Source organism: Acinetobacter pittii ATCC 19004 = CIP 70.29, from assembly GCF_000369045.1.
In the GTDB taxonomy this organism is placed as follows: domain Bacteria; phylum Pseudomonadota; class Gammaproteobacteria; order Pseudomonadales; family Moraxellaceae; genus Acinetobacter; species Acinetobacter pittii.
This window is the reverse complement of sequence record NZ_KB849797.1, coordinates 159,216-182,893: the sequence shown is the minus strand read 5'-3', so window position 1 is coordinate 182,893 and position 23,678 is coordinate 159,216. Positions and strand designations below refer to the sequence as shown.

19 protein-coding genes are annotated in these 23,678 nt (G+C 40.0%); 7 read left to right on the top strand and 12 right to left on the bottom strand.

Annotated features, from left to right (window positions below; all coding sequences use genetic code 11):
- Positions 1–74: 74 nt before the first annotated feature.
- On the top strand, positions 75–950 hold the full coding sequence (locus tag F928_RS19485) for an AEC family transporter (protein WP_002114690.1): 876 nt from the start codon (positions 75–77) through the stop codon (positions 948–950).
- Positions 951–1,142: 192 nt separating this feature from the next.
- Here F928_RS19485 and rdgB read toward each other — a convergent pair whose 3' ends face one another.
- The 7 genes from rdgB to F928_RS19450 form a co-directional block, all read right to left on the bottom strand.
- Positions 1,143–1,769, bottom strand: a complete 627-nt coding sequence (rdgB, locus tag F928_RS19480; RefSeq protein WP_002114893.1) for an RdgB/HAM1 family non-canonical purine NTP pyrophosphatase — start codon at positions 1,767–1,769, stop codon at positions 1,143–1,145.
- 174 nt (positions 1,770–1,943) lie between these two features.
- Positions 1,944–2,531: a tetratricopeptide repeat protein gene (locus tag F928_RS19475; protein ID WP_005804213.1), complete on the bottom strand. Its 588-nt coding sequence runs from the start codon at positions 2,529–2,531 to the stop codon at positions 1,944–1,946.
- A complete protein-coding gene (gene metW, locus F928_RS19470) occupies positions 2,528–3,121 on the bottom strand; it encodes a methionine biosynthesis protein MetW (RefSeq protein WP_001217230.1) in 594 nt (197 codons plus the stop codon). The genes F928_RS19475 and metW overlap by 4 nt, the downstream gene beginning before the upstream one ends.
- Positions 3,121–4,281: a homoserine O-succinyltransferase MetX gene (gene metX, locus F928_RS19465; protein ID WP_002114709.1), complete on the bottom strand. Its 1,161-nt coding sequence runs from the start codon at positions 4,279–4,281 to the stop codon at positions 3,121–3,123. The genes metW and metX overlap by 1 nt, the downstream gene beginning before the upstream one ends.
- 83 nt (positions 4,282–4,364) lie before the next feature.
- Complete coding sequence (gene leuA, locus F928_RS19460; protein WP_002114718.1) at positions 4,365–6,062, bottom strand: 2-isopropylmalate synthase; 1,698 nt, start codon at positions 6,060–6,062, stop codon at positions 4,365–4,367.
- A 458-nt stretch (positions 6,063–6,520) separates the two neighbouring features.
- The gene (locus F928_RS19455) at positions 6,521–7,204 is read right to left on the bottom strand and encodes a Fe2+-dependent dioxygenase (protein WP_002114934.1); all 684 of its coding nucleotides are present in this window, start codon (positions 7,202–7,204) and stop codon (positions 6,521–6,523) included.
- Positions 7,205–7,309: 105 nt separating this feature from the next.
- On the bottom strand, positions 7,310–9,598 hold the full coding sequence (locus F928_RS19450) for a TonB-dependent receptor (RefSeq protein WP_002115056.1): 2,289 nt from the start codon (positions 9,596–9,598) through the stop codon (positions 7,310–7,312).
- 415 nt (positions 9,599–10,013) lie between these two features.
- Here F928_RS19450 and tig point away from each other — a divergent pair, with 415 nt between their 5' ends.
- From tig to F928_RS19430, 4 genes are all read left to right on the top strand, one after another.
- Complete coding sequence (tig, locus tag F928_RS19445; RefSeq protein WP_005079155.1) at positions 10,014–11,348, top strand: trigger factor; 1,335 nt, start codon at positions 10,014–10,016, stop codon at positions 11,346–11,348.
- 193 nt (positions 11,349–11,541) lie between these two features.
- Positions 11,542–12,147 carry an ATP-dependent Clp endopeptidase proteolytic subunit ClpP gene (clpP, locus tag F928_RS19440; RefSeq protein ID WP_002114870.1) on the top strand — a complete coding sequence of 202 codons (606 nt, stop codon included), beginning with the start codon at positions 11,542–11,544 and terminating at the stop codon, positions 12,145–12,147.
- A gap of 105 nt (positions 12,148–12,252) precedes the next feature.
- The gene (gene clpX, locus F928_RS19435) at positions 12,253–13,566 is read left to right on the top strand and encodes an ATP-dependent Clp protease ATP-binding subunit ClpX (protein WP_005079153.1); all 1,314 of its coding nucleotides are present in this window, start codon (positions 12,253–12,255) and stop codon (positions 13,564–13,566) included.
- A gap of 152 nt (positions 13,567–13,718) precedes the next feature.
- Positions 13,719–14,435, top strand: a complete 717-nt coding sequence (locus F928_RS19430; RefSeq protein ID WP_002115030.1) for a DUF2846 domain-containing protein — start codon at positions 13,719–13,721, stop codon at positions 14,433–14,435.
- Positions 14,436–14,460: 25 nt separating this feature from the next.
- Here F928_RS19430 and F928_RS19425 read toward each other — a convergent pair whose 3' ends face one another.
- From F928_RS19425 to F928_RS22250, 5 genes are all read right to left on the bottom strand, one after another.
- Positions 14,461–15,015 carry a DUF2059 domain-containing protein gene (locus F928_RS19425; RefSeq protein ID WP_005079151.1) on the bottom strand — a complete coding sequence of 185 codons (555 nt, stop codon included), beginning with the start codon at positions 15,013–15,015 and terminating at the stop codon, positions 14,461–14,463.
- A gap of 142 nt (positions 15,016–15,157) precedes the next feature.
- Positions 15,158–16,684 (bottom strand): fumarate hydratase, encoded by a 1,527-nt coding sequence (gene fumA, locus F928_RS19420; protein ID WP_002115045.1) that lies wholly within the window; start codon positions 16,682–16,684, stop codon positions 15,158–15,160.
- 226 nt (positions 16,685–16,910) lie between these two features.
- The gene (gene pta, locus F928_RS19415; RefSeq protein WP_002114833.1) at positions 16,911–19,055 is read right to left on the bottom strand and encodes a phosphate acetyltransferase; all 2,145 of its coding nucleotides are present in this window, start codon (positions 19,053–19,055) and stop codon (positions 16,911–16,913) included.
- A gap of 45 nt (positions 19,056–19,100) precedes the next feature.
- Positions 19,101–20,303 (bottom strand): acetate/propionate family kinase, encoded by a 1,203-nt coding sequence (ackA, locus tag F928_RS19410; protein WP_005079149.1) that lies wholly within the window; start codon positions 20,301–20,303, stop codon positions 19,101–19,103.
- Positions 20,285–20,404, bottom strand: a complete 120-nt coding sequence (locus F928_RS22250) for a hypothetical protein (RefSeq protein ID WP_005804223.1) — start codon at positions 20,402–20,404, stop codon at positions 20,285–20,287. Before F928_RS22250 ends, ackA begins: the two co-directional genes overlap by 19 nt.
- 659 nt (positions 20,405–21,063) lie before the next feature.
- Here F928_RS22250 and edd point away from each other — a divergent pair.
- The gene (gene edd, locus F928_RS19405) at positions 21,064–22,917 is read left to right on the top strand and encodes a phosphogluconate dehydratase (protein ID WP_002115022.1); all 1,854 of its coding nucleotides are present in this window, start codon (positions 21,064–21,066) and stop codon (positions 22,915–22,917) included.
- A 20-nt stretch (positions 22,918–22,937) separates the two neighbouring features.
- On the top strand, positions 22,938–23,567 hold the full coding sequence (gene eda, locus F928_RS19400) for a bifunctional 4-hydroxy-2-oxoglutarate aldolase/2-dehydro-3-deoxy-phosphogluconate aldolase (protein WP_002114688.1): 630 nt from the start codon (positions 22,938–22,940) through the stop codon (positions 23,565–23,567).
- Positions 23,568–23,678: the final 111 nt, after the last annotated feature.

Genomic DNA, 23,678 nt, shown 5'->3' with positions numbered 1-23,678 from the left:
TGAAATGGAGAGTACATTTCATTTTGAAAAGGTGTAGCATAGCAAGCTGGTTTTAATGAGCAAGAGGAGAGAGCGTGGCGCTACTACTGCCTGTATTGGCATTTATCATAGGACTTCTACTTGCTCAGACTTCCATTGCAGAAACCATAAAACCTATTCTTTCAGCTTGGCTTGCACGACTCCTGATTCCAATTGTTATTATTTACAACATGGTATTTTATCAGCCAGGTAGTTTGAGTTTGATTCTGTTTAGCTTCGGTTCAGCATTTCTTATTTTCTTTGCCTATTTAGCTCTATTTAAAGATAGATTATTAGCGCTATGCGTGAGTTATACCAACATGGGGTGGCTTGGCTTTCCCTTTGCCATGGCTTTATTTGGTCCTGATGCTACGGCCCCTATTGTGGCTTTATATATTGGTATGTCTCTTTTTGGAAATGCATGGGCTGTTACGGCAGTCACCACTGCACCACAAAGTAAGCTCAACATATTAAAAAAGGTTTTAACCTCTCCACCGTGTATTTCAATATTCTGTGCACTTTTACTTAGGTCGTTAGGTGCTCAACATATCGAGCATCCTGCTATACATTGGGTATATGAAGTTGCCAAGTTTGTCATGACTTTTGCTGGTATGTGTGTGCTGGGAATGTGGCTACGCCGTACCCGAGTGCATTTAAAAGACTTAATTTACAGTACAAAAGCTCAAGCATTTAAAGTAGTGTGCGGGTTTATTCTTTGTGGCTTAACTTATAGATTTTTACCCATTCCAAATATCAGTCAGCAAATTGGAGTGATGTTTTTAATGTTCTGTCTGCCGCCAGCAGCCAATATTGTAGCGCTAGAAACACATTATCAAGGGACGGGAAGATCGGCGGCTTACATTGCCTCAGGGACGATTGTGAGTTGTATTTTTATTGCGATTTATGCGGTATTTTTGCATTTCCCACTATAATTAATTTAAAAATTTTTCCCCTACACCTGCTTGTGCGAAGGCGGCATGGATGCCGCCAGTTAGACTGTGGTACATGAACGTACCATCAGTCTAACAAAAGATTTTTGCTTACTTTTCATCTTTGAAAAGTAAGGTCTGCCTATACAAAGTTTAATATATTCTAACGCTGCATATTGTGGCCATGTGATCAGCTTACTTCTGTAAGCTCTCTTTAAATAACTGCATCGCTTGCCCACGATGACTAATCTTATTCTTGTCTTCTTTAGACAATTCAGCGCTAGACACTTGTAGCTCAGGCAACCAGAACAATGGGTCATAACCAAAGCCATTTTCGCCTCGTGCAGCTTCTAAAATTTCACCGTGCCAGATGCCTTGGAAAATTTGTGGTAAAGGATCTTCAGCATGCGTCACTAAAGCAAGTACGCATACAAACATACCTTCAATTACTTCACCATTTTTACGATAGGGTAAAAGGTCATTTAATAATTTCGCATTATTTGCTGCATCGTCACCATGTTCTCCAGCATAGCGTGCTGAATAAATACCAGGTGCGCCGCCTAAGACTGGTACACAAATACCAGAGTCGTCAGCCATAGCAGGTTTACCTGAAATTTTAGAGGCATGACGAGCTTTAATAATGGCATTTTCAATAAAGCTTAAACCATCTTCAATTGCATCAGGAATATTAAGGCGACCTTGAGGAATAATTTCTACTGGTAACTTAAGCTGTTCAAAAAGTTTTTCAAACTCTGCGACTTTACCTTTGTTATTGCTGGCAAGAACTAAACTGCCCTGATCAAACCAATGTGGGGTAGACATAATAAAACCAAACTTTATAGCTAATATCGAACAGCAGTTATGTTACGTGTTTTTTGGAAGGGGATATAGAGGAAAACAAATAGAATATAAAATAGGATAACCTAAACTAAAGCCACCTTGTAGAGCATACAAAGTGGCTTTAGTCGAGTAAGGTTTTTTACGGATGAACCGTTATTATTGTGCTTGAATCCATTTGTCCGCACGGTCACGTGCTGTACGGATTTGTTCTTGAGTTAAGTTCGCTGCTAGAGCAGTTTTCTTACCTTCAGATAGGCTAATCACTTTATTGTCGAGCATGCCATCACGAGTTGAAAGCTCATACCATTGGTAAGCACCAACGTAGTTTTTCTTTTGCTCTTCCATCATCGCAAGGTTATAGCTTGCACGGTTATCACCATTGCTTGCTGCTTTTTCAAAGTATTTACGAGCCATAGACTCATCTTTTTTAACACCAATACCATCGGCATACATGCGGCCTACGTTTAATTGTGCTGGTGATAAACCTTGATCAGCTGCTGCTTTAAACCATGCGAAAGCCTGTTTGTCATCTTTTGCTACGTCTTTACCATATTGATAGTGTGTACCAAGGTAAAATTGCGCGCCTGCTTGACCAGCCTTTGCTGCTTTCTGAAGATCGTTAATCCCCATTGTTGAAAAACGTGCAGCCTGACTCGCAACCGATTGTGGCTGGGCGATATAATCTGCATGAGCCTGCATACTTAGCAGTCCTGCAAATAGTGTGCTAAATAATGTCTTTTTCATAGTGCACTCACTCGATAAATAGCGACTTCACCAAACAAATTCGGAACATGTTTGCTTAACAGGCTTCCCTGCTGATTTCCATTGACGGCGAGTCGATTAATAATTTGTATCTGATTTTCAGCACATAGTGCTTCGAAATCTTTAAATGTACATAAATGAATGTTGGGGGTGTTATACCACATATATGGTAGAGCATCCGATACAGGCATCATTCCTTTTAATGCAAGAAAAGAGCGAGTCTTCCAATGCGCAAAGTTTGGAAAAGTAATAATTGCCTGTTTACCCACACGCACCATGTCCCTTAATAAAACATCGGGTGCATCTACGGCTTGCAAAGCTTGTGCCATAACCACATAGTCAAAGGACTGGTCTGCAAAGCGGCTTAAGCCGAGATTCAAATCTTGTTGAATAATATTTAACCCGCGACTGACGGCAATTGCAATCTTTTCTTGATCAATTTCTAAACCATAAGCACGAATTTGATGCTTTTGGCTCATATGAGCGAGTAATTCACCGTCACCACACCCTAAGTCGAGTACGCTTGAGCCGGGTTTAATCCACTTTTCTGCCAGTTGTTGATCAATACGCATTAGCTTGCCTCCAGTGATGTCGATTTTAAGTGTTCTTCACCGCCTAAGAAAGCGCGCATGGTTTTGACATACAGTGGAATCGGGAATAAGAACGAGTCATGGCCTTGTTCAGCATCAATGTCGAGATAGCTTACTGGCTTATGATTGGTAATAAGTGCATCTACAATTTCTTGTGAGCGGCTTGGTGCAAAACGCCAGTCAGTTGTGAACGAGACAATAAGGAACTGGCATTTAGTTTTACCCATCGCTTCAGTTAAAGAATGACCGTACTCACGTGATGGGTCAAAGTAATCTAAAGCTTTAGTCATGATGAGATAAGTATTGGCATCAAAGTTACGGCTGAACTGTTCACCTTGATAACGTAAATAGCTTTCGACCTGAAACTCGACATCAAAACCGTACATAAATTTGCCAGATTTTAAATCACGGCCAAATTTTTGTTTCATGGCTTCTTCTGAAAGATAGGTGATATGACCGACCATGCGAGCCAAAATTAGTCCGCGTTTCGGATAGCTATCATTTTCTAAGTAACGACCATGATGGAAGTCTGGATCAGACAGAATTGACTGACGTGCCACTTCGTTAAATGCAATATTTTGTGCTGAAAGTTTTGGTGCGCTGGCAATAATCACACATTTTTGTAGGCGGTCAGGGTAGTCTACTGACCATTGTAGTGCTTGCATGCCTCCTAATGATCCACCGACCACTGCATACCAGACATCTACACCCAAACGGTCAGAAAGCATGGCCTGAGTTTTAACCCAGTCGCGTACCGTTACTAATGGAAAATCAGGTCCATAAGGACGGTTATCATTTTCAGGATTTGGTGAGGTCGGGCCAGTTGAGCCATTACAGCCACCAATATTATTTAGCGAAACTACAAAAAACTTATTCGTATCAATTGCCTTACCCGGGCCAATACAACTATCCCACCATCCAGCTTTTTTATCATCTTCGTGGTGATAACCCGCTGCATGATGATGTCCGGAAAGAGCATGACAGATTAAAATTGCATTTGATTTATCAGCATTTAAAGTGCCGTAAGTTTCGACCATTAGTTCAAAACGTGGCAAAACACGATCACATTCAAGGTGTAATGGTTCTTCAAATTGGAACTTTTGCGGAGTGACTAACCCCACTGAATCAGCTGGAAAAGACACGGGAACATTTCGCCTTTTAAATCTTTCAGGAATAAAAAGAAAGGATACCAAGCTAGGTATCCTTTCCAAAGTCTTTTTTTAAATTAAACAGCGGCGGCAACAACCTGATCTGTACTTAAAACACCTTGATCAATCAAACGGTTGGTACACGCAATAATTGCTTCAATGGATGAGGTGACTGTATTGTCATGAACACCGGCACCAAATGAACCTTTACCTGTACCTTTTACTTGAAGTTCAATTAAGGTTAATGCTTTGGCATTTGCACCAGAACTAATACTACGTTCTTCATAGTTCAATACGTCAATTGGTAATTGAAGTGCATTTAAGAACGCAGAGATTGGTCCATTACCTTCACCACGAAGTTGTTGTGTTTCACCTTCGACATCAATATCAAGTTCGATAATTTGAGTGCCATTAATGTCAGATAACTTGTAGTGTTTGACTGTGTAATGATGATTCTTCACATCAACATACGCATCTTTAAATAAGGTCCAGATTTCTTTAGCATTAATTTCTGTACCGTTCTCATCAGCATATTGTTGAACAACCTGACTGAATTCGATTTGCAAACGACGTGGTAATACAACGTTGTAGTTTGATTCTAATAAGTAAGCGATACCGCCTTTACCAGACTGGCTATTTACACGAATTACAGCATCATAGTCGCGACCCAAGTCTTTCGGGTCGATTGGCAAGTAAGGCATATCCCAGATTTCTTCGTTTTTCTGGTATTCGAAGCCTTTTTTGATCGCATCCTGATGTGAACCAGAGAATGCAGTAAATACCAAATCACCTGCATATGGATGACGAGGGTGTACAGGTAAACCAGTACATTCTTCAACCGTTGCAATCACTTCATTAATATTAGAAAAATCTAACTCTGGCGCTACACCTTGGGTATACATGTTCAATGCAATTGCTGCAACGTCAACGTTACCTGTACGTTCACCATTACCGAACACACAGCCTTCAACACGGTCAGCACCCGCCATAATGGCAAGTTCTGATGCAGCAATACCACAGCCGCGGTCATTGTGGCAGTGAACAGAAATGATTACGCCATCACGACGCGCCAAATTACGATGCATCCATTCAATTTGGTCTGCATAAACATTTGGTGTAGAAACTTCTACAGTCGCTGGCAAGTTTAAAATCACTTTATGATCTGGACGTGCATCCCAGATTTCTGTGACGGCATCACAGACATCTTTAGCGACTTCTAATTCAGTTGCAGAGAAACATTCTGGGCTGTATTGGAAAATCCAGTCTGTTTGAGGATATTGCGCCGCATACTCTTTAACTTTTTGAGCAGCATTAATTGCTAATTGTTTTGCGCCATCAACATCTACATTCAACACCTTTTGACGGAAGGTTGGAGAGTTCGAGTTATAAATATGTACAATCGCTCGTTTAGCGCCTGCCAAAGATTCAAAAGTACGTTCAATTAAATGGTCACGTGCTTGAACCAAAACTTCAATGTATACGTCATCAGGAATATGATTTTCTTCGATCAACATGCGAGTAAAATCGAAGTCAATTTGAGATGCAGAAGGGAAACCAATTTCAATATGCTTAAAACCAATTTTCACAAGCATTTTGAACATTTTGAATTTTTGTTCCATATTCATTGGTTCAAAAATTGCTTGGTTACCGTCACGTAAATCCGTACTCATCCAGATTGGCGCTTTTGTAATTTCTTTATTTGGCCATTGGCGATCTGGTAAATCCACACGCTGGTACATACGGCGGTATTTTTTGCTAGGGTCAGCCAACATCATGAGAAAACTCCTTGTCTCGTAGCGCGGTTGCTCTGGATATATTTAAAAGGCAACGTCTCTACTTAATATATGGTATCTAATTCAGAAAAATTAAAGGGAATTTCAAAGTGCTGCTTTAAAAAGCAGACAAAATTTTTATACGCGCGCTTGGCGCAGCATCAGGAGTTGCAGATGATGTCTTGCTTGAGTAGGCGGGGCAAACAAGTAATTCGTTTTCATCTCTAGACCGTGAAATAATAAGTTTGGTGGTTTGCAGGTAATCTTGTTATTTAGATATATCACATCTAAACAATGATTACACCTTGTGCAAAATTCTTATCATAATTTTAGTTAAGTTGTTTAGAAAATAATTTTCTAATTTTGCGCTGTTTTGTTTTTTGTGGGAAATAATTTTCATATTTTTGCCTTATTAAGGTAAAAAAGATTATCTGCTCTTAAAAAGGCAAAAATAAATATAGTTACAGTTCTGACCACATACGGATTAAATTATGATAAATGTTGGTCAGCTTCATGACTTCTGAATAGTTATCGCCGTGTGATTTACGTAGTTCTCGAATGCTCTCATCAAGATTAAATAAAAGATGACGTTTACTATCGTCACGGACCAAACTTTGTACCCAGAAAAAAGAAGCAAAACGAGTACCTGTGGTAATGCTACTGACTTCGTGCAGGCTAGTAGACGGGTAGAGCACGACATCACCTGCCGGTAATTTAACTTCGTGATAACCATAAGTGTCTTCAATCACTAGGTCACCACCTTCATATTCATCTGGTTCACTTAAAAATAATGTGCAAGATAAATCAGTGCGTAGCTGTTCAGAAGTTCCACGGATAAGGCGAATCGAGTTATCTACATGGAAACCAAAGCTTTCATGTTCATCATAACGATTAAAAAGTGGTGGAATAATTTTGTGGGGTAGGGCTGCGGCCTGAAACACTGGATTTTGCCAAATTGCTTTGATGACAAGATCACTTAAATGATGAGTAAGGGGATCTTGTTCTGAGAGTTGCTGATTTCTTTTCACAGAAGCAGACAAGGTGCCGGCAGTCACTTTCCCACCTACCCAATTGGCATCTTCCATGAGCTTACGAAACTCGGCAACTTGCTCTTTGCTTAAAACATTGGGGATATGATGAATCACGGCAAACACCTTTTAAGATATATTCTATTTGTAAAAATAGCCTCATGATGAGGCTATTTTATAGGAAACTAAATGAAATCCATAAAAATATTATGGGATTTAGGATTAATATTTAAAGTTAATTGCTAACACTGCGTTACGACCTTCACCCTCATTTGCATAATGAGCTGCATGGGCACTAGTAAAGTAACGTTTGTCAGAAATATTATTAACATTTAATTGTAGATCTACATTTTCATCAACTTTGTACTGAACCATTGCATTGTAAATAGTGAATGCAGGTAAGATTTTGGTTGAAGTCAATGCGGTATTTGGATTTGTGTTTGCATACACTTGGTCACGGTATTGTGCACCTGCACCTACGGTTAGTTTTGGTAGAACTTTATAAGTGGTCCATAAGCTTGCACTATTTTTTGCAACGAATGGTAGAGGTTTGCCTTCTTGAGCAACAGCATTGTAGGCAGCTTTTTCAACTTCACTATCAAGATAGCTATAACCTACAGCCATTTCCCATTTATCGGTAATATGACCAGTTAAACCAAGCTCAAAACCATCAACTTTACTTTCACCAGCATTAGTTGTGGTGTTTGCATCAACTGCAATACGCGTATTTTGCTTTTCGGTACGGAAAATTGCGGCTGTAACATTCGCGCGATTTTCCCAAAGGCTCCATTTTGTTCCCACTTCGTAAGTACGAGCTTTTTCTGGATCTAAAGCCTGATTCGATGCAGACAGGCCATCAATATCAGCATCCATACCTACTGGGTTAGCAGCGGTAGCATAGCTTGCATAAATACTGCCATGTTCAGTTGGACGGAATACTACGCCAGCTTGATACGAGAAGAAATCAGAGTCATTGGTATACACAGTTCCAGCAGGCGTAGTAGTGTTACCACTTATGTAGTCCTTATTGAACTTTAACTCTGAATCGAATTTATCCCAACGCGCACCTAAATTGAGCAACCAGTATTTATTGAATTCAATGCTATCTAAAGCATAAATTGATACTGTTTCATTGGTTGATGTTCTTTGTTTTGGATTCGTTGTTAATGAACCTAACCATGGGGCATTCCCAGATGGATTTGTTAAACTGGTACACCACCCATCATTATTTTTACACGTATTATCAAAGCCAGTTGTCGTTGTTCCCTTATAACCAGGGTAGATGATGTTATATGAGCCACGTTCAGTCTCTTCACGACTATATTCAGCACCTACATTAAAACTATGTGTAAGCTGACCAGTTTGAAGTTTCCCGGCTAAAGATAGTTGATCTGTGAACGCTTCTGTTTCACGAATAGATTGTGTAACACGGCGCCAAACTTGATTTTTATAAATGTTGCTCTTAGAGTCATCTGGGTTAGTGTAGATATAGTCTGCTTTAGAGCGGCTATAGCTTGCTGTGTTACTAAGTGTTAGATCATCATTAAAGTCATGTTCTAACTTCAATGAGCCAATATGGTTTTCGCGTTTGTCGAAATCACGCGCTTTCCAACCATAATATGCTCCTTGCTTAACAGCGACAGGCTTACCATCTCCTTTTTCTGCACCAGCAGGAACATTTGATTTCGGTGTACCATCATTATTAACAAGGTTTGGGTTATTGAATGGAATACCTGAATCAGGTTCATCATTACTTTTTAAGAAGTAATAGCTTAATGTAGCTCGGTTTGCAGAACCTAAGCCGAGCGCTAGGCTCGGTGCAATACCAACACGAGCGTATTCGGCTCCATTACTTTGACCAGGTTTGTCATTTTCATGGCCCATAACAACAACACGGCCAGCAACACCATTGCCAAAGTCTTTGTTGGCATCAAGCTGAATATGACGGTAGTTGTCTGTACCACCCGCAACAGATCCTTGATAAACATTACCTTCATGGGCAATTTTTGGAATAAGGTTAATGCTGCCACCAATCCCGCTTCCCCCAGTTAAAGCAGAGCTTGAGCCCTTGATGACTTCAACTTGTTCAATCGCAAACATGTCACGAGTTTGAGCTGTTGCATTACGAACACCATCAACATAAATAGAAGATTGGCCGTTATAACCACGAATATAAGGAATATCTGTATATGGAACGCCGCCTTCACCAGCACCAAGTGTAATACCTGGTTCATTGCGTAGAGCTTCGAGTAGGGTATTTGAATTCGTTTCTTGAAGTAGCTTTTGGGAAAGAATTGACACCGATTTTGGCGTATCTTTTAGCGGAGCTACAAATTTCGCGTTCGCAGACTGATCTATTTTCAATGATTCTGCTTGATTTGCTTCAGCATGCACATTAATAGTTTTTAATACTTCAACTTGTTCTTGTGCGATAGCAGCGGTTGCTATCACAGAGAGAGAAGAAGCAATTGCAGACGATACAATTTTCTTGCGGGTTTTGATGAAAGACATAATTTTAGGACTTTAAATCATAAAGGTTATGCGAATAATAATAATTCTTATTTATATGTACAGTTTGTGTTAATTGGATTTGTCGATAGAATTGTGAAGGAAATGTGAAAGGTTGGATGGGTTTTAGTATTAAAAAATAGCTAATTATTTGATTGTGTTTAATTGTTTTAAAAAGCGATAAATTTATGAAAAATGATTGTAAATTTAGATTTATAAAGAATAACTAAAAAATTAGTTTTACTTAAGTACTTATGAAAAATATTTAAAGAATCATAAAATTACTGTGAAATTTACTAGAATAATGTCCTTCACTTACATGAAGTGATCGGTTAATTTTGTATATCTTGAAAGTTGTCATATAATACAGCACTTTTTTAAAAACTGTTCCTACTAACTAATTTTTATCGAGGAAGCCATGCAAGTAACGACTGAAGCGGTTTCGGGCGTTGCCCGTCGTTTAAATGTGTCTGTACCGACGAGCCGTATTAACGAGCAATTTGAAGCTCGTTTGAAGCGCACTGCCAAAACTGTGAAGATCAACGGCTTCCGTCCAGGTAAAGTACCTGAAAACGTTGTTCGTCGCGAATACGGTGCAAGCATTTATCAAGAAGTTGTAAATGACATCATTCGTGATAGCGTTTTTGAAGCAATTCAACAAGAAAAAATCAATGCGGTAGGTATGCCGAACATTGAGAAAGTTGAACATAAAGAAGACGCTTTAGTTTTTGAAGCAACTGTAGAAGTTTATCCAGAAATTGAAGTAAAAGCATTTGACGGCTTAGAAGTTGAACGTAAATCAGCTGAAATCAAAGACGCTGACGTTGACGCTATGATCGAAAACTTGCAAAAACAACGTCAAACTTGGGCTGTAACCAAGGGTATGGCGAAAAAAGACATGCAAGTGACTTTTGACTTTGAAGGCACTATCGATGGTGAGAAGTTTGAAGGCGGTTCTGCTGAAGACTTTAAACTTGTGTTAGGTTCAGGTCGTATGATCCCTGGCTTCGAAGATGGCATCATTGGCATGAAAGCTGGTGAAGAGAAAGTAATTGACGTTACTTTCCCTGAAGATTACCAAGCTGAAAACTTGGCTGGTAAAGCAGCTCAGTTCAAAATCACTGTGAAGCAAGTTGAAAAATCTAAACTTCCAGAAATTGATGCTGAATTCTTAAAAATCTTCGGTGTAACTGAAGAAGAAGGCGTTGAGAAGTTAAAAGCTGACGTTCGTAAGAATATGGAACGTGAAGTTCGCAATGGTTTACGTAACCAAGTTAAACAAGCTGCTTTTGATGCTCTTGTTGCTGCGAATGAAGTTGAAGTTCCAACTGCAATGGTTGCTCAAGAAATTGACCGTCAACGTCAACAAATGGTTCAACAGTTCACTCAACAATTTGGTGGTGCAGGCGCGCAATCTTTTGACAAGAGCATGCTTCCTGACGAATTGTTCAAAGAACAAGCAGAGCGTTCTGTTAAGCTTGGCGTATTGGTAAGCAAAGTTTTAGCTGATGCTAAACTTGAAGTTGACCAAGCTCGCGTTGATGCTTACATTGATGACATGGCTTCTTCTTACGAAGATCCAACTGAAGTGATCGAATACTTCAAAAATGATGCTCAACAACGTGCTCAAATCGAAGCAGTTGTATTAGAAGATCAAGTTGTTGATCACATCTTAGCTGGTGCTAAAGTGACTGACAAAGCTGTATCTTATGATGACTTATTGAAAGAACAGCAAGCTCGCCGTATGGGCTAATCTTTTGAGAAGTCAGAAAAAGGCGCCTGAGGCGCCTTTTTTGTTTTTCTTTATGTGGTCAATTAGAGTGCGGCATTAAGTACTTAGGTATAAATAATATAATATTTCAGTGCGAACCTTTTGCAATTTGAGAAATTATCCCGCATATTGTTGCCATAGGTTAAGTCACAAAAAATTTAGGAATAAATAACGTATGTATGTTCCAACAATTGAAAATGCTTTAGTTCCTGTTGTGGTTGAACAATCTTCTCGCGGCGAACGTTCTTTTGATATTTATTCACGACTTTTACGTGAGCGCGTCATTTTTTTGACAGGTGAAGTTGAAGATAACATGGCAAATCTGATTGTTGCCCAAATGTTGTTTTTAGAAGCTGAAAATCCTGATAAAGATATCCACCTTTATATCAACTCTCCAGGTGGATCTGTGACAGCGGGCATGGCCATTTATGACACAATGCAGTTTATTAAGCCTGATGTCGTGACATATTGTATGGGTCAAGCTGCTTCAATGGGTGCATTCTTGTTAAATGCGGGCGCCAAAGGCAAACGCTATTGTTTAGAAAATGCCCGTGTCATGATTCATCAACCATTGGGTGGTTTCCGTGGTCAAGCATCGGATATTGAAATCCATGCGCGTGAAATTCTCTTTATTAAAGAACGTTTGAACCGCTTAATGGCAGAGCACAGTGGTCAAGACTATGAAACCGTTGCTCGTGATACTGACCGCGATAACTTTATGACAGCCCAAGCTGCTAAAGAATATGGTCTGGTTGATCAGGTGTTAAGTAAGCGTCCATAAGGACCTTATTATATAAATAACTTGAGATGTTGAAAAAGATCTCCATTTAGTTATTTATGCAGTGCATCTTGCCCTAATATTTAAGATTCTATTTGTGGAGTGAATATGTCCGAACATCCTCAAGGACAAAAACATTGTTCATTTTGCGGTAAAACGCAGTCTGAAGTCGGGAAACTGATTGCAGGTGAGGACGCATATATTTGTAATGAATGTGTGGATGTCTGCTTAGACCTTGTACAAACCAGCCAACAGGTTGAAGCAGGTGACTGGGCGAGTAAGGCATTGCCAAAACCACATGAAATACGTGCTGCGCTTGATCAATATGTTATTGGTCAAGATCTTGCCAAAAAGACATTATCTGTTGCGGTTTATAACCATTATAAGCGCTTAAAAGTTGGTCATAATGGCCATGTGTCTAAAGAAGTAGAAATTGCTAAAAGTAATATCTTACTGATTGGACCTACTGGCTCAGGTAAAACTTTACTTGCGCAAACATTAGCTCGCCTTTTAGATGTTCCATTTGCGATGGCAGATGCAACAACATTAACCGAAGCTGGTTATGTGGGTGAGGATGTTGAAAATATTGTGCAAAAGCTTTTGCAAAAAGCAGACTACGATGTAGAGAAGGCTCAGAAGGGCATTATCTATATTGATGAGATTGATAAGATTACTCGTAAATCTGAAAATCCATCAATTACGCGTGATGTGTCTGGTGAAGGTGTACAACAAGCATTATTAAAAATGATTGAAGGTACAGTTGCTTCGATTCCACCTCAAGGTGGTCGTAAGCATCCACAGCAAGAGTTTATCCAAATTGACACCTCAAATATCTTATTTATTTGTGGTGGTGCATTTTCTGGTTTGGAAAAAATTGTACAACAGCGTCAAGAGAAAGGCGGTATTGGTTTTACAGCTGACGTTAAAAACAAAGATGAAACCAAAAAGCTTGCTGAATTGTTCCGTCAGGTTGAGCCAACTGACTTAGTGAAATTTGGTTTAATTCCAGAATTCATTGGTCGTTTACCAGTGATTGCGACACTTGAAGAGCTAGACGAAGAAGCTTTAATGCAAATTTTGACTGAGCCAAAAAATGCATTAACACGCCAGTATCAATATCTTTTCACTATGGAAAATGTTGATCTGATCTTTGAAGATTCTGCATTACGTGCTGTTGCTAAAAAAGCGCTTGAACGTAATACGGGTGCGCGTGGTCTACGTTCTATTATGGAAAACGTACTGCTTGAAACTATGTATGATTTACCAAGTCGTACAGATGTTGGAACAGTCATTATTAATAAAGCAGTCATTAATGGTGAAGCAGAACCTGTTTATCAGGCTGAACGCCAACCTAAAGAAGCTGCAACGCATGAAAGTGTTGCTAAAGCAGATTTAAAGGTTATTGATTCGAAGTCTGCATAGATTTCATTCATCTAAAAAGCATGAATCGCGTTAGTGATTCATGCTTTTTTTGTTTTCAATTTATATGGGTAGTGTTAATCTTAAAAATACAAAATACGCATAGTTTTGCGGTGTAAAAAATAAATCAAAAACAAAACGCTTTGAGGGATGCCATGCGTTATTTAATCGTATCTTTGTGCTGTGCAGGACTATTTGTGGGCTGTCAAAGTTCATCTCATTTAGAAAAAAATCCGAGTGAATTGACCGCGACTCTACCTAAAGTTGATGTTGAAAAAGAACCTGGTTTATTAGATCAATATCATTTAGGCGGTTTTACTGTGGGAGGGTGGGTCAACCAAAAATTGGGTCAGACTTTTGCTCCAATCAAACCACAAAATGAACAGGCAGCTGTAGTTTATCTATATCGACCAGACACAAAATGGAATCGTCAGGAAATTGCAGCAATTAATCTCTTTGTGAATGGTAAGCGCATTCCGAGTCTATTACATAATCATTATTACTGGATTGAGTTACCAGCAGGAACGTATCGTCTTTCTGCGAGTCGCCCTTTACTTGGTATCCATTTTCAAGAACCAAAATATATTGATATCACTGTTGAGGCGGGAACGTCTTATTATTTGAAATATGATGAAGAAAATAAAATGGACCGAAGTGAACATACTGGTCCATTTATGTTAATGCAAGACAATATTGGACGTAGAGAGATAGCATTTACCGAGCTTAAATCCTCTAGCTATAATTTTGTTGCTGAAGATGCTTCAGGAAAGATCCGCCATAAACCACAAGAATTAAAGCCAGCTAAATATGATGAAAAATCAGATGTACATCTGATTAAGCCATTTAAATTATGGAATCCTTTAACTTGGTAATGAGCTGCAAAAGATAAAGAAAAGTTTAAGACTTTTCTTTATCTTTTATCAACGGTGCAAGAATTTTAAGCATCTCTTCTTGCATATGATCTCGTGCTTTAGGGTCATTAAATGTTTGCTGTCCCAACTCCATCATATATTCTGAAATTTGCCCCATAATCTGTACGTTTTTGCGCGTAATTGATTGGCCTTCTGGGGTTTTTAAAAATTTCAGATTAGCCTGAATTTCCTCTTCAGTATAAGTCTTAAGATAAATATCCTGTAAGGCTTGGGCGGTTTTTGGATTGCTAATGAGCTGATTGCTCGAATCTTTTAGGAGTAAACCTAATTTCTTCGCGGCCTCTTTTTCTTTTGGACCTAAAGTTTTGATACCCGTGATATTACTAACGATCTGTTCTGCCTGTTGATCATAATAAGGTGTTAATTCATTAATTGATTCTTTAAGCAGGTAATCAATTTGGCTCATTTGCATGAGTTCTTTAACTGAACTTAATTTGGCAGGAGAGGCAAATAAGCTTGTGGTAATACAGCTTAGGCAGAGGCTGATTGAGAGATTTTTAAGAATAGGGCGAATAGTCATGAAATGACCTATATTCAATATTTGGCGAGAGGGTGCTTTCATTAATAGCACAGATTGACGAAGTAATTGTTACAATTCTTTTCAGATTTTAAAATAAAAAAAGAATGCATAAAAAAAGCACCGAATTCGGTGCTTTTCTTGATTAGCCAGCTGCTGCATCGACTACTGGAATTTTTCCAATTTTCGCTTGCCAGATTTTTGGAGCTACTGCGTGAATTGAAGTACCGTTTACATCAACTGCAACAGAAACAGGCATATCTTCAACTACGAATTTGTAGATGGCTTCCATACCTAAGTCTGCAAACGCAACAACTTCAGCTTCGCGAACAGCTTTAGATACGAGGTAAGCCGCACCACCAACTGCCATTAAGTAAGTTGCTTTGTTGTCTTTGATTGCTTCAATTGCTGTAGGACCACGGTCAGCTTTACCGATCATACCGAATAGGCCAGTATGTTCTAATACTTTACGTGTGAATTTATCCATACGTGTTGCAGTTGTAGGGCCAGCAGGACCAACGACTTCATCACCCACTGGATCAACAGGGCCAACGTAGTAAATAAACTTACCTTTAAGATCAACTGGTAATTCTTCACCATTGTCGATCATTTCAACCATACGTTTGTGCGCAGCATCACGACCTGTGTACATTGTTCCGCTAAGAAGTAATGTGTCACCCGGTTTCCAAGAGTCCATTTCTTCTTGAGTAATGGTATCAAGGTTTACGCGTTTAGACTGTGAAGAGTCCCAAGTTACAGATGGGTAGTCTTCAAGTTTTGGTGCTTGAATATGAGCTACACCTGTACCATCAAGCTGGAAGTGAGCATGACGAGTAGCAGCACAGTTAGGAATCATACCTACTGGTTTACCAGCAGCATGACATGGGTAATCTTTAATCTTAATATCAAGAACAGTCGTTAAACCACCGAGACCTTGTGCACCAATACCAAGTGCGTTTACTTTTTCAAAGATTTCTATACGAAGCTCTTCGATTTTGTTCTCTGGTCCACGGCGAAGTAATTCATCCATATTGATTTCTTCCATGAGTGCTTCTTTAGCAAGCATCATGGCTTTTTCAGCAGTACCACCAATACCAATACCGAGCATACCAGGAGGACACCAGCCTGCACCCATAGTTGGAACGGTTTTAAGTACCCAGTCAACAATCGAGTCAGATGGGTTAAGCATCGCAAGTTTAGATTTGTTTTCTGAACCGCCACCTTTAGCAGCAACAGTAATATCTACTTTGTTACCCGGAACGAGTTTGTAGTGAATTACAGCAGGGGTATTATCTTTTGTATTTTTACGACCAAATGCAGGGTCAGCAAGTACAGATGCACGAAGAACGTTGCTGTTTTCAAGGTAACCTTGGCGAACACCTTCATTTACTGCATCGTCTAAGCTCATCGTTAAATCAAATTTAACATCTAAGCCCACTTCAAGGAAAACGTTAACAATACCAGTATCTTGGCAAATTGGACGATGACCTTCCGCACACATGCGAGAGTTAATTAGAATCTGTGCAATTGCATCCTTTGCGGCTTTGTTTTCTTCGCGATCATAAGCACGGCTCATCGCTTGGATAAAGTCTTGCGGGTGATAGTACGAAATAAACTGTAGGGCGTCCTTGATCGATGTAATCAAGTCATCTTGTTTGATAATCGTTGTCATACCAGAAAATCTCTTGAGCGGGCTGTTAGCTAGCGGGCTAAATTATATGACAAAAAGAGGGTGTTGTGGGAAATTGGTTGATCTTTTGACCGAAAGTCGCATAAGAACATATTGATGAGATTTAAAAGAGAGAAATCGGAAAATTATTTATTTTTAATGACTAAAATAAAAAAAGCCATTTGAGCGGATATCAAATGGCGAGAGGTAGTAAAGGCGAATTTATTAATTATTTGGCAGCGGCTTGCTGCTCTGCCTGAATTGCCGTTAACGCAATGGTAAAGACGATGTCATCTACCAATGCTCCACGAGACAAGTCATTGACTGGTTTGTTGAGGCCTTGCAGCATTGGTCCAACGCTCACAACATTTGCAGCACGCTGTACTGCTTTGTAAGTGGTATTACCCGTATTTAAATCTGGGAAAATAAATACATTGGCACGGCCAGCAACACGTGAGTCAGGTGCCTTTTGACGTCCCACACTTTCAACGGAAGCTGCATCGTATTGAAGTGGACCATCAATCAGTAAATCCGGGCGACGTTGCTGAGCAATTTGAGTTGCTTGCTGTACTTTTTCAACATCAGCACCTGTTCCAGAAGTACCAGTTGAGTAGCTGATCATGGCAATACGCGGATCAATTCCAAAAGCTTTCGCTGAGTCAGCCGACTGAATTGCAATTTCAGCAAGTTGTTCTGCGGTTGGATCTGGATTAATCGCACAGTCGCCATATACATAAACTTCATCTGGCAAAAGCATAAAGAATATTGATGAAACCAGTGAATATTCAGGTGCTGTCTTGATGAGCTGGAATGCTGGGCGGACCGTATTTGCTGTGGTGTGTACCGCACCTGAAACTAAACCGTCGACTTGATCTAAGGCTAACATCATGGTGCCAAGCACTACGGTATCTTGAAGTTGTTCTTTCGCTTGAAGCTCGTTGAGTTTACCTTTACGTAGCTCAACCATTGGTGCAACGTATTGGTTACGAATACTATCGGGGTCGACAATTGCCAATTCGGCAGGTAATTCAATACCACGTGCTTTGGCAACATCGTGCACAGCATCTGGTTTAGCTAACAAAATACAATCAGCAATACCACGTGCCTGACAAATTGCCGCAGCTTGAATGGTGCGCGGTTCATCACCTTCTGGTAACACAATTCGTTTTTTTGCTGCAATTGATTTTTGCACCAGTTCATGACGGAAAGCAGATGGCGACAGGCGAGGGGTAGCGGCATTGTTGCTGTGCTGCTTAAGCCATTCGACATCAATGTGACTTGAAACAAATCGAGTCACTTGCTCAGCACGTTCAGTATCGTCAGTTGGAATTTCATTACCAAAATTAGATAGGCGCTGTGCGGTTTCAAGTGTATTTAAACGGGTATGTAAAATCGGTAACCCTTGTTTAATTGCACTTTGGCAAAATTCTAAAAGCTCTGGTGCTGGCGCTTCTCTTTCGGTAAGTACCAAACCTGCAAGAGGAATACCATTGCTGGTTGCCAAACTACTTGCAAGTAAAACGTCGGTACGCTCAGATGCGCTAATAATTAATTCGCCTGCAATAAATTTATTCAGTTCATATTCAATGCTTGAAGCAATTAAACTCGAATGCAAAATACGACGTGTTTTAGCTTCACCTTGATGAACCCATTGCCCATCAATGACATTTGCAATATCAAGTGTTCTAGGTACGCTTAGCGTGTTACTAAATGGAACCAAACCAATAATCGGTAAATCGCTAGAACCAAAATAACGATTATATTTTTGCAGTTCGGTCGTAAATTTCGCAATTTCTTCAGTCGGTCGTAACGATGGATCAAACGCAACAGGAATTTGTGCTGTTTCTTCAGTTAATCCACGGGTACGCATAAACAGTACGCCAGCAGTACGATTTGATGCTGCTCCACCAAACTGGCGTAAATGAGCATCTACTTTTTCTGCTGCTTTTTTCGGGTTTTGAATATCTGCTGTACTGACCAACACGACTTCTGCATCAAGTGCTTGTGCAAGACTTGCATTGAGCTCACTGGCAAAATGATCTTGTCCGTTTGGTAATAAGCCTTCCACAATAATGACATCATGGTCTGCTGCAACACTACGATGAAGGCTAACCGCTTCTTCAAGTAATTCATCTACTTCCCCAGCGGCAATAAGCTGAGTTAATTTTTCATGTGAAATAGATTGAACAGTTTTACTTTGAAATAAATGACCAAATAATGAAGTGGTTCGGTCAAGATGCTCTTGGTCTTCTTGAGAAAATGGTTTTAAAAAGCCTGCTTTAATGCCGTTGCAATCAAGTGCGTAAATCATACCTAAGCAGGCAGAGGTTAAGCCAACCCCTTCACCTGTAGGAATCAATAAAATTGTATTCATATAAACCTATAAATAAACGAATATCGAGTTTTCGCTAAGCTCTAATTAAGCAAGGCTTGCTACAGATGCTGTATTTTCTGCCGCTTCAACAACTTGACGAGTTTCTTTGGCAATACGGCCTTCTTCATCTGTAGGAATGACCCAAATTTGAGGTCCTGTTCCGTTGTCGATTCGGCCTTCAGTGCCACGTTTTAGGTTGTTGTTTTGATCTTTATCAAGCTGCAAACCAAAATGAGGTAAATAAGCTAAGGTTTTTTCACGAATATAGGCTGAGTTCTCGCCAATACCGCCAGTGAAGATTAAGCCGTCTAAAGTTGGTAAACCACAGCTTAATGCAGCAAGTGATTTTGCAAGACGATAACTAAACACTTCAATTGCAAGGCAAGCATCTTCATTACCATTTTCAGCAGCTTCAATCACTGTACGCATGTCGTTAGACAGTTGAGATAAACCTAGTAAGCCACTTTCATTATTTAAAACTTTATCAATTTTTGCTAAATCCCAACCGAGGTTTTTCGCAAGGAAGCTATGTAAGCTTGGATCAACGTCACCACTACGCGTTCCCATCACTACGCCTTCAAGTGGAGTAAGGCCCATAGACGTGTCAACACTTTGTCCATTCCACACTGCGCAAGTTGAACTGCCGTTTCCTAGATGCGCTGTTAACCATCCACCTTTTTTCAGGTTACCTGCCAGCTCACTCGCTTTGTCAGACACATACGCATGGCTTGTACCATGGAAGCCATAACGGCGGACGTTGTGGTCAGTATATAAAAACTTAGGAATTGCATAACGGTATGCATGCGGTGGCATGGTTTGATGGAATGCAGTGTCGAATACGGCAACTTGAGGTAATTCAGGAAATAGACGTACGGTTGCGTCAATACCAATTAAATGTGCTGGGTTATGAAGTGGGGCTAAAGGTGTCGCAGCACGAATACGTTCAATAATTTCAGGAGTGAGTAATTCTGCTTTGGTTAAACTACCCCCGTGTACAACACGATGTCCGATTGCTTGCGGTTTGTAGTTGGCAAGACGTGCAAGTAAAGTTTCTAAAGCTTTGGCATGGTCAGCATAAGGGATTGAAAGTTCAAGTGGTTCACCACCTACTGTAATTCCCTTAATACGAGCATCAGCTGCCCCCAAGTTTTCTGCTAAACCGTAAATACGATCTTCACGACGCTCTGAAACCAGTGCGTATTTAATAGATGAAGAGCCGCAATTGATAACTAATACTGATGTAGCCACGTTGAAATACCCAAGTCCTGATTTAAAATAGTTTTCCTAACTTCCTGTTCAACATGTATTATTTTTCGATACAGATTGAACGGGTTGTCATGTTTTAACATGTGTTGTTTTTCTGTCCAAGATAGACTTTAGCCCATTAGACTTAAGCACTATCGACCATCAAATTATTTGTAACTAATATTTGTCCAGTATAAAGCTTAACCACTGTATTCCTTGTTTTTTTATGCGTGTTGAAACGAGTTTTTTGTATATATTTATGAAAGGTAAATTTCTATTTAATGTATTTTTCAAATATTTGGTATAAATTTTTTAAGAAAAAAGACATGCTGTTATTTTAATCAAACTAAAGGGGAGTATTACAAATAATATACGTAAATGAAATTAAATTTTAATCGTTTATATATAGGTTAAAATATATAAATCATAAACATTTTTAATATAAAAATTAGTATAAAAAATCCGGTATTAATACATTTATAAGAATATTTTATTGCTTTGATATTATGAGAATTTTCTCATAGTTATTAGGGGCTAATATACCAGTAAATATAGTCAAAAATAAAACCAGCTTCTTGTTTAAAACTTAAACATAATTTGTATTTAATAACCATGCTCGGGTATTACCGTAAAATTGACTAGGGCTTGCATGTCGCTTTTTGCCTTAATAATATTGTTCCTTCCCCTTATCAAATGATGATGAAATATATCATTTGGTCTATTTTTATGTTCCGGCTTATCCGGTTGTACAGGAGCGTCCAGCATGGACTTGCCGAATCCAGTATTGGCAAAAGTGACCGAGCGTGTAATCGCACGTAGTCAAAAAACTCGTTCTGCATATTTACAACGTATTGAACATGCACAAGGCAAATTTCCTGCTCGTGGAGCACTTTCATGTGCCAATCTGGCTCATGGTTTTGCCAGTATGGACGATAATGAAAAATTAATTATTAAAGTAGGCCGTGAACCAAATATTGGCATCGTATCTTCATACAACGAAATGCTGTCGGCTCACGCACCGTATAAAACATTTCCAGATTTAATTAAAACAGCCGCTCGTGAGAATGGCGGCGTGGCACAGTTTGCAGGTGGTGTTCCTGCGATGTGTGATGGTATTACCCAAGGTAATGCTGGCATGGAACTGTCATTGTTCTCTCGTGAAACCATTGCGATGAGTACAGCGATTGCATTGTCTCATAACATGTTTGACGCAGCTTTATGTCTTGGTGTTTGTGACAAGATCGTGCCAGGCTTGCTCATTGGTGCTTTGCAGTTTGGCTATTTACCTACTATTTTTGTGCCAGCTGGCCCAATGACCAGTGGTTTATCTAACGATGAGAAAGCCAAAATTCGTCAGCAATTTGCAACGGGTCAGGTTGGTCGAGATGCTTTGCTAGAAGCTGAGTCAGCTGCTTATCACGGTCAAGGGACCTGTACTTTTTATGGTACAGCCAACAGTAATCAAATGCTGATGGAAGTAATGGGCTTACATTTGCCAAGTGCCGCATTTGTTCATCCTCATACACCATTACGTGATGCACTCACCGCAGAAGCGGCGATTCGTGTACTTGATTTAACAGTTGAGCGTGGAAACTACACGCCGATTGGTCATGTTGTCGATGAAAAAGCAATTATAAACGGTATTGTGGCATTGCTCGCTACAGGTGGGTCAACCAACCATACTTTGCATTTGATTGCGATTGCTCGCGCTGCTGGTATCTTGATTGACTGGGATGACTTTGATGAGTTATCGGCTGTTGTTCCATTACTCGCAAAAATCTATCCAAATGGTAAGGCTGATGTAAACCATTTCCAAGCTGCGGGTGGAGTCGCTTTCCTCATTCGTAACTTACTTGAAGCTGGTCTGTTACATAACGATGTAACGACTGTGGCTGGTAAAGGTTTACAGCATTACACCAAAGAACCAAAACTGATTGATGGCAAGCTCACTTGGGTTGACGGTGTGGTTCAAAGCCTTGATGACAAAGTTCTACGTAGCATTGATGCACCATTTCAACCAGATGGTGGCTTACGCTTAATGCAAGGTCGCCTTGGCCGTGGCGTAATCAAGATTTCTGCTGTTGCGCCACAACATCGTAAAGTTAAAGCTCCGGCAATTGTGTTTGATTCTCAAGAAGCAGTGCAAGCTGCATTTGATCGTGGTGAATTACACCGAGACTTTATTGCAGTTGTTCGTTTCCAAGGTGCGCGTGCTAACGGTATGCCTGAATTGCATCGTTTAACGCCTGTGTTGGGTGTTTTACAAGATCAAGGTTTCCACGTTGCTTTAGTGACTGATGGGCGTATGTCTGGTGCTTCAGGCAAAGTTCCTGCGGTGATTCATTTATCTCCAGAAGCCTTATTAAATGGGCCGATTGCTAAAGTTCAAACAGGCGATATGTTAATCATTGATGCCGAAGCTGGCGTACTTGATGTCGAAATAGATGACGATGTATGGCAGTCGCGCCCTGTTGCACAGCCAGAACATCAGGCAGAAAACGAAGTTGGTTTTGGCCGTGAATTATTTGGTGTTTTCCGTGCTGCTGCTGCGCCAGCTGAACATGGAGCATCTGTATTTGGTGCATTGGTTGGTGAAAATTCACCAGAGCAGATTTGAGTCAAAGGAACTGAAAAATAATGATTAAAATTGAAGATATCGTCGAATTAGGCCCAGTCATCCCTGTATTGGCATTTGATTCTGCTGAGCAAGGTGAAGATGTATCACGTGCTTTACATGCAGGTGGCGTAAAAGTCCTTGAGATTACATTGCGTACCGCTGCGGGTCTTGCTGCTATTGAGCGTGCTAGCCAATTAGCTGATGACATTGTGGTAGGTGTAGGTACGATTACCAAGCCAGAACACTGTGCTCAAGCCAAAAAAGCAGGCGCTCAATTTGGGGTATCTCCTGGTTTAACTAAAGATTTGCATTTGGCTGCGCAAGATGCTGGCTTACCTCTATTGCCAGGTGTGATGACACCAAGTGACCTGATTCAAGCGATTGAATTGGGTTATGACATTGTGAAGTTCTTCCCAGCTCAACAGGCAGGTGGCGTTGAGATGCTAAAAGCATTTTATGGTCCATTTCCAAACTTGCGCTTTTGTCCGACTGGTGGAATTACGGCAGAGTCAGCGCCAGATTTCTTAAAACAACCTAACGTGGTTTGTGTAGGTGGTTCATGGTTAACACCTAAAGCTACTGTAGCTGCACAAGACTGGGCTGAAATTACTCGCTTGGCACAAATTGCGAGTCAGTTGAGAGCTTTGTAAATGTAGACAATATTTATAAAAAATGAAGTGCATTCTATGTGCTTTAAAGGCTGTATTGATGTGACCAGTTTGTGCTGGTCACACCTAAATATAAAAATTTAATGTCTTAAC

Excerpts from the sequence above, each read along its gene's own strand:
- rdgB (WP_002114893.1), bottom strand. The coding sequence starts at position 1,769 with ATGTCTACCCCACATTGGTTTGATCAGGGCAGTTTAGTTCTTGCCAGC.
- F928_RS19475 (WP_005804213.1), bottom strand. The coding sequence starts at position 2,531 with ATGAAAAAGACATTATTTAGCACACTATTTGCAGGACTGCTAAGTATG.
- metW (WP_001217230.1), bottom strand. The coding sequence starts at position 3,121 with ATGCGTATTGATCAACAACTGGCAGAAAAGTGGATTAAACCCGGCTCA.
- leuA (WP_002114718.1), bottom strand. The coding sequence starts at position 6,062 with ATGATGTTGGCTGACCCTAGCAAAAAATACCGCCGTATGTACCAGCGT.
- F928_RS19450 (WP_002115056.1), bottom strand. The coding sequence starts at position 9,598 with ATGTCTTTCATCAAAACCCGCAAGAAAATTGTATCGTCTGCAATTGCT.
- tig (WP_005079155.1), top strand. The coding sequence starts at position 10,014 with ATGCAAGTAACGACTGAAGCGGTTTCGGGCGTTGCCCGTCGTTTAAAT.
- clpP (WP_002114870.1), top strand. The coding sequence starts at position 11,542 with ATGTATGTTCCAACAATTGAAAATGCTTTAGTTCCTGTTGTGGTTGAA.
- clpX (WP_005079153.1), top strand. The coding sequence starts at position 12,253 with ATGTCCGAACATCCTCAAGGACAAAAACATTGTTCATTTTGCGGTAAA.
- F928_RS19430 (WP_002115030.1), top strand. The coding sequence starts at position 13,719 with ATGCGTTATTTAATCGTATCTTTGTGCTGTGCAGGACTATTTGTGGGC.
- F928_RS19425 (WP_005079151.1), bottom strand. The coding sequence starts at position 15,015 with ATGACTATTCGCCCTATTCTTAAAAATCTCTCAATCAGCCTCTGCCTA.
- fumA (WP_002115045.1), bottom strand. The coding sequence starts at position 16,684 with ATGACAACGATTATCAAACAAGATGACTTGATTACATCGATCAAGGAC.
- pta (WP_002114833.1), bottom strand. The coding sequence starts at position 19,055 with ATGAATACAATTTTATTGATTCCTACAGGTGAAGGGGTTGGCTTAACC.
- F928_RS22250 (WP_005804223.1), bottom strand. The coding sequence starts at position 20,404 with ATGTTAAAACATGACAACCCGTTCAATCTGTATCGAAAAATAATACAT.
- edd (WP_002115022.1), top strand. The coding sequence starts at position 21,064 with ATGGACTTGCCGAATCCAGTATTGGCAAAAGTGACCGAGCGTGTAATC.
- eda (WP_002114688.1), top strand. The coding sequence starts at position 22,938 with ATGATTAAAATTGAAGATATCGTCGAATTAGGCCCAGTCATCCCTGTA.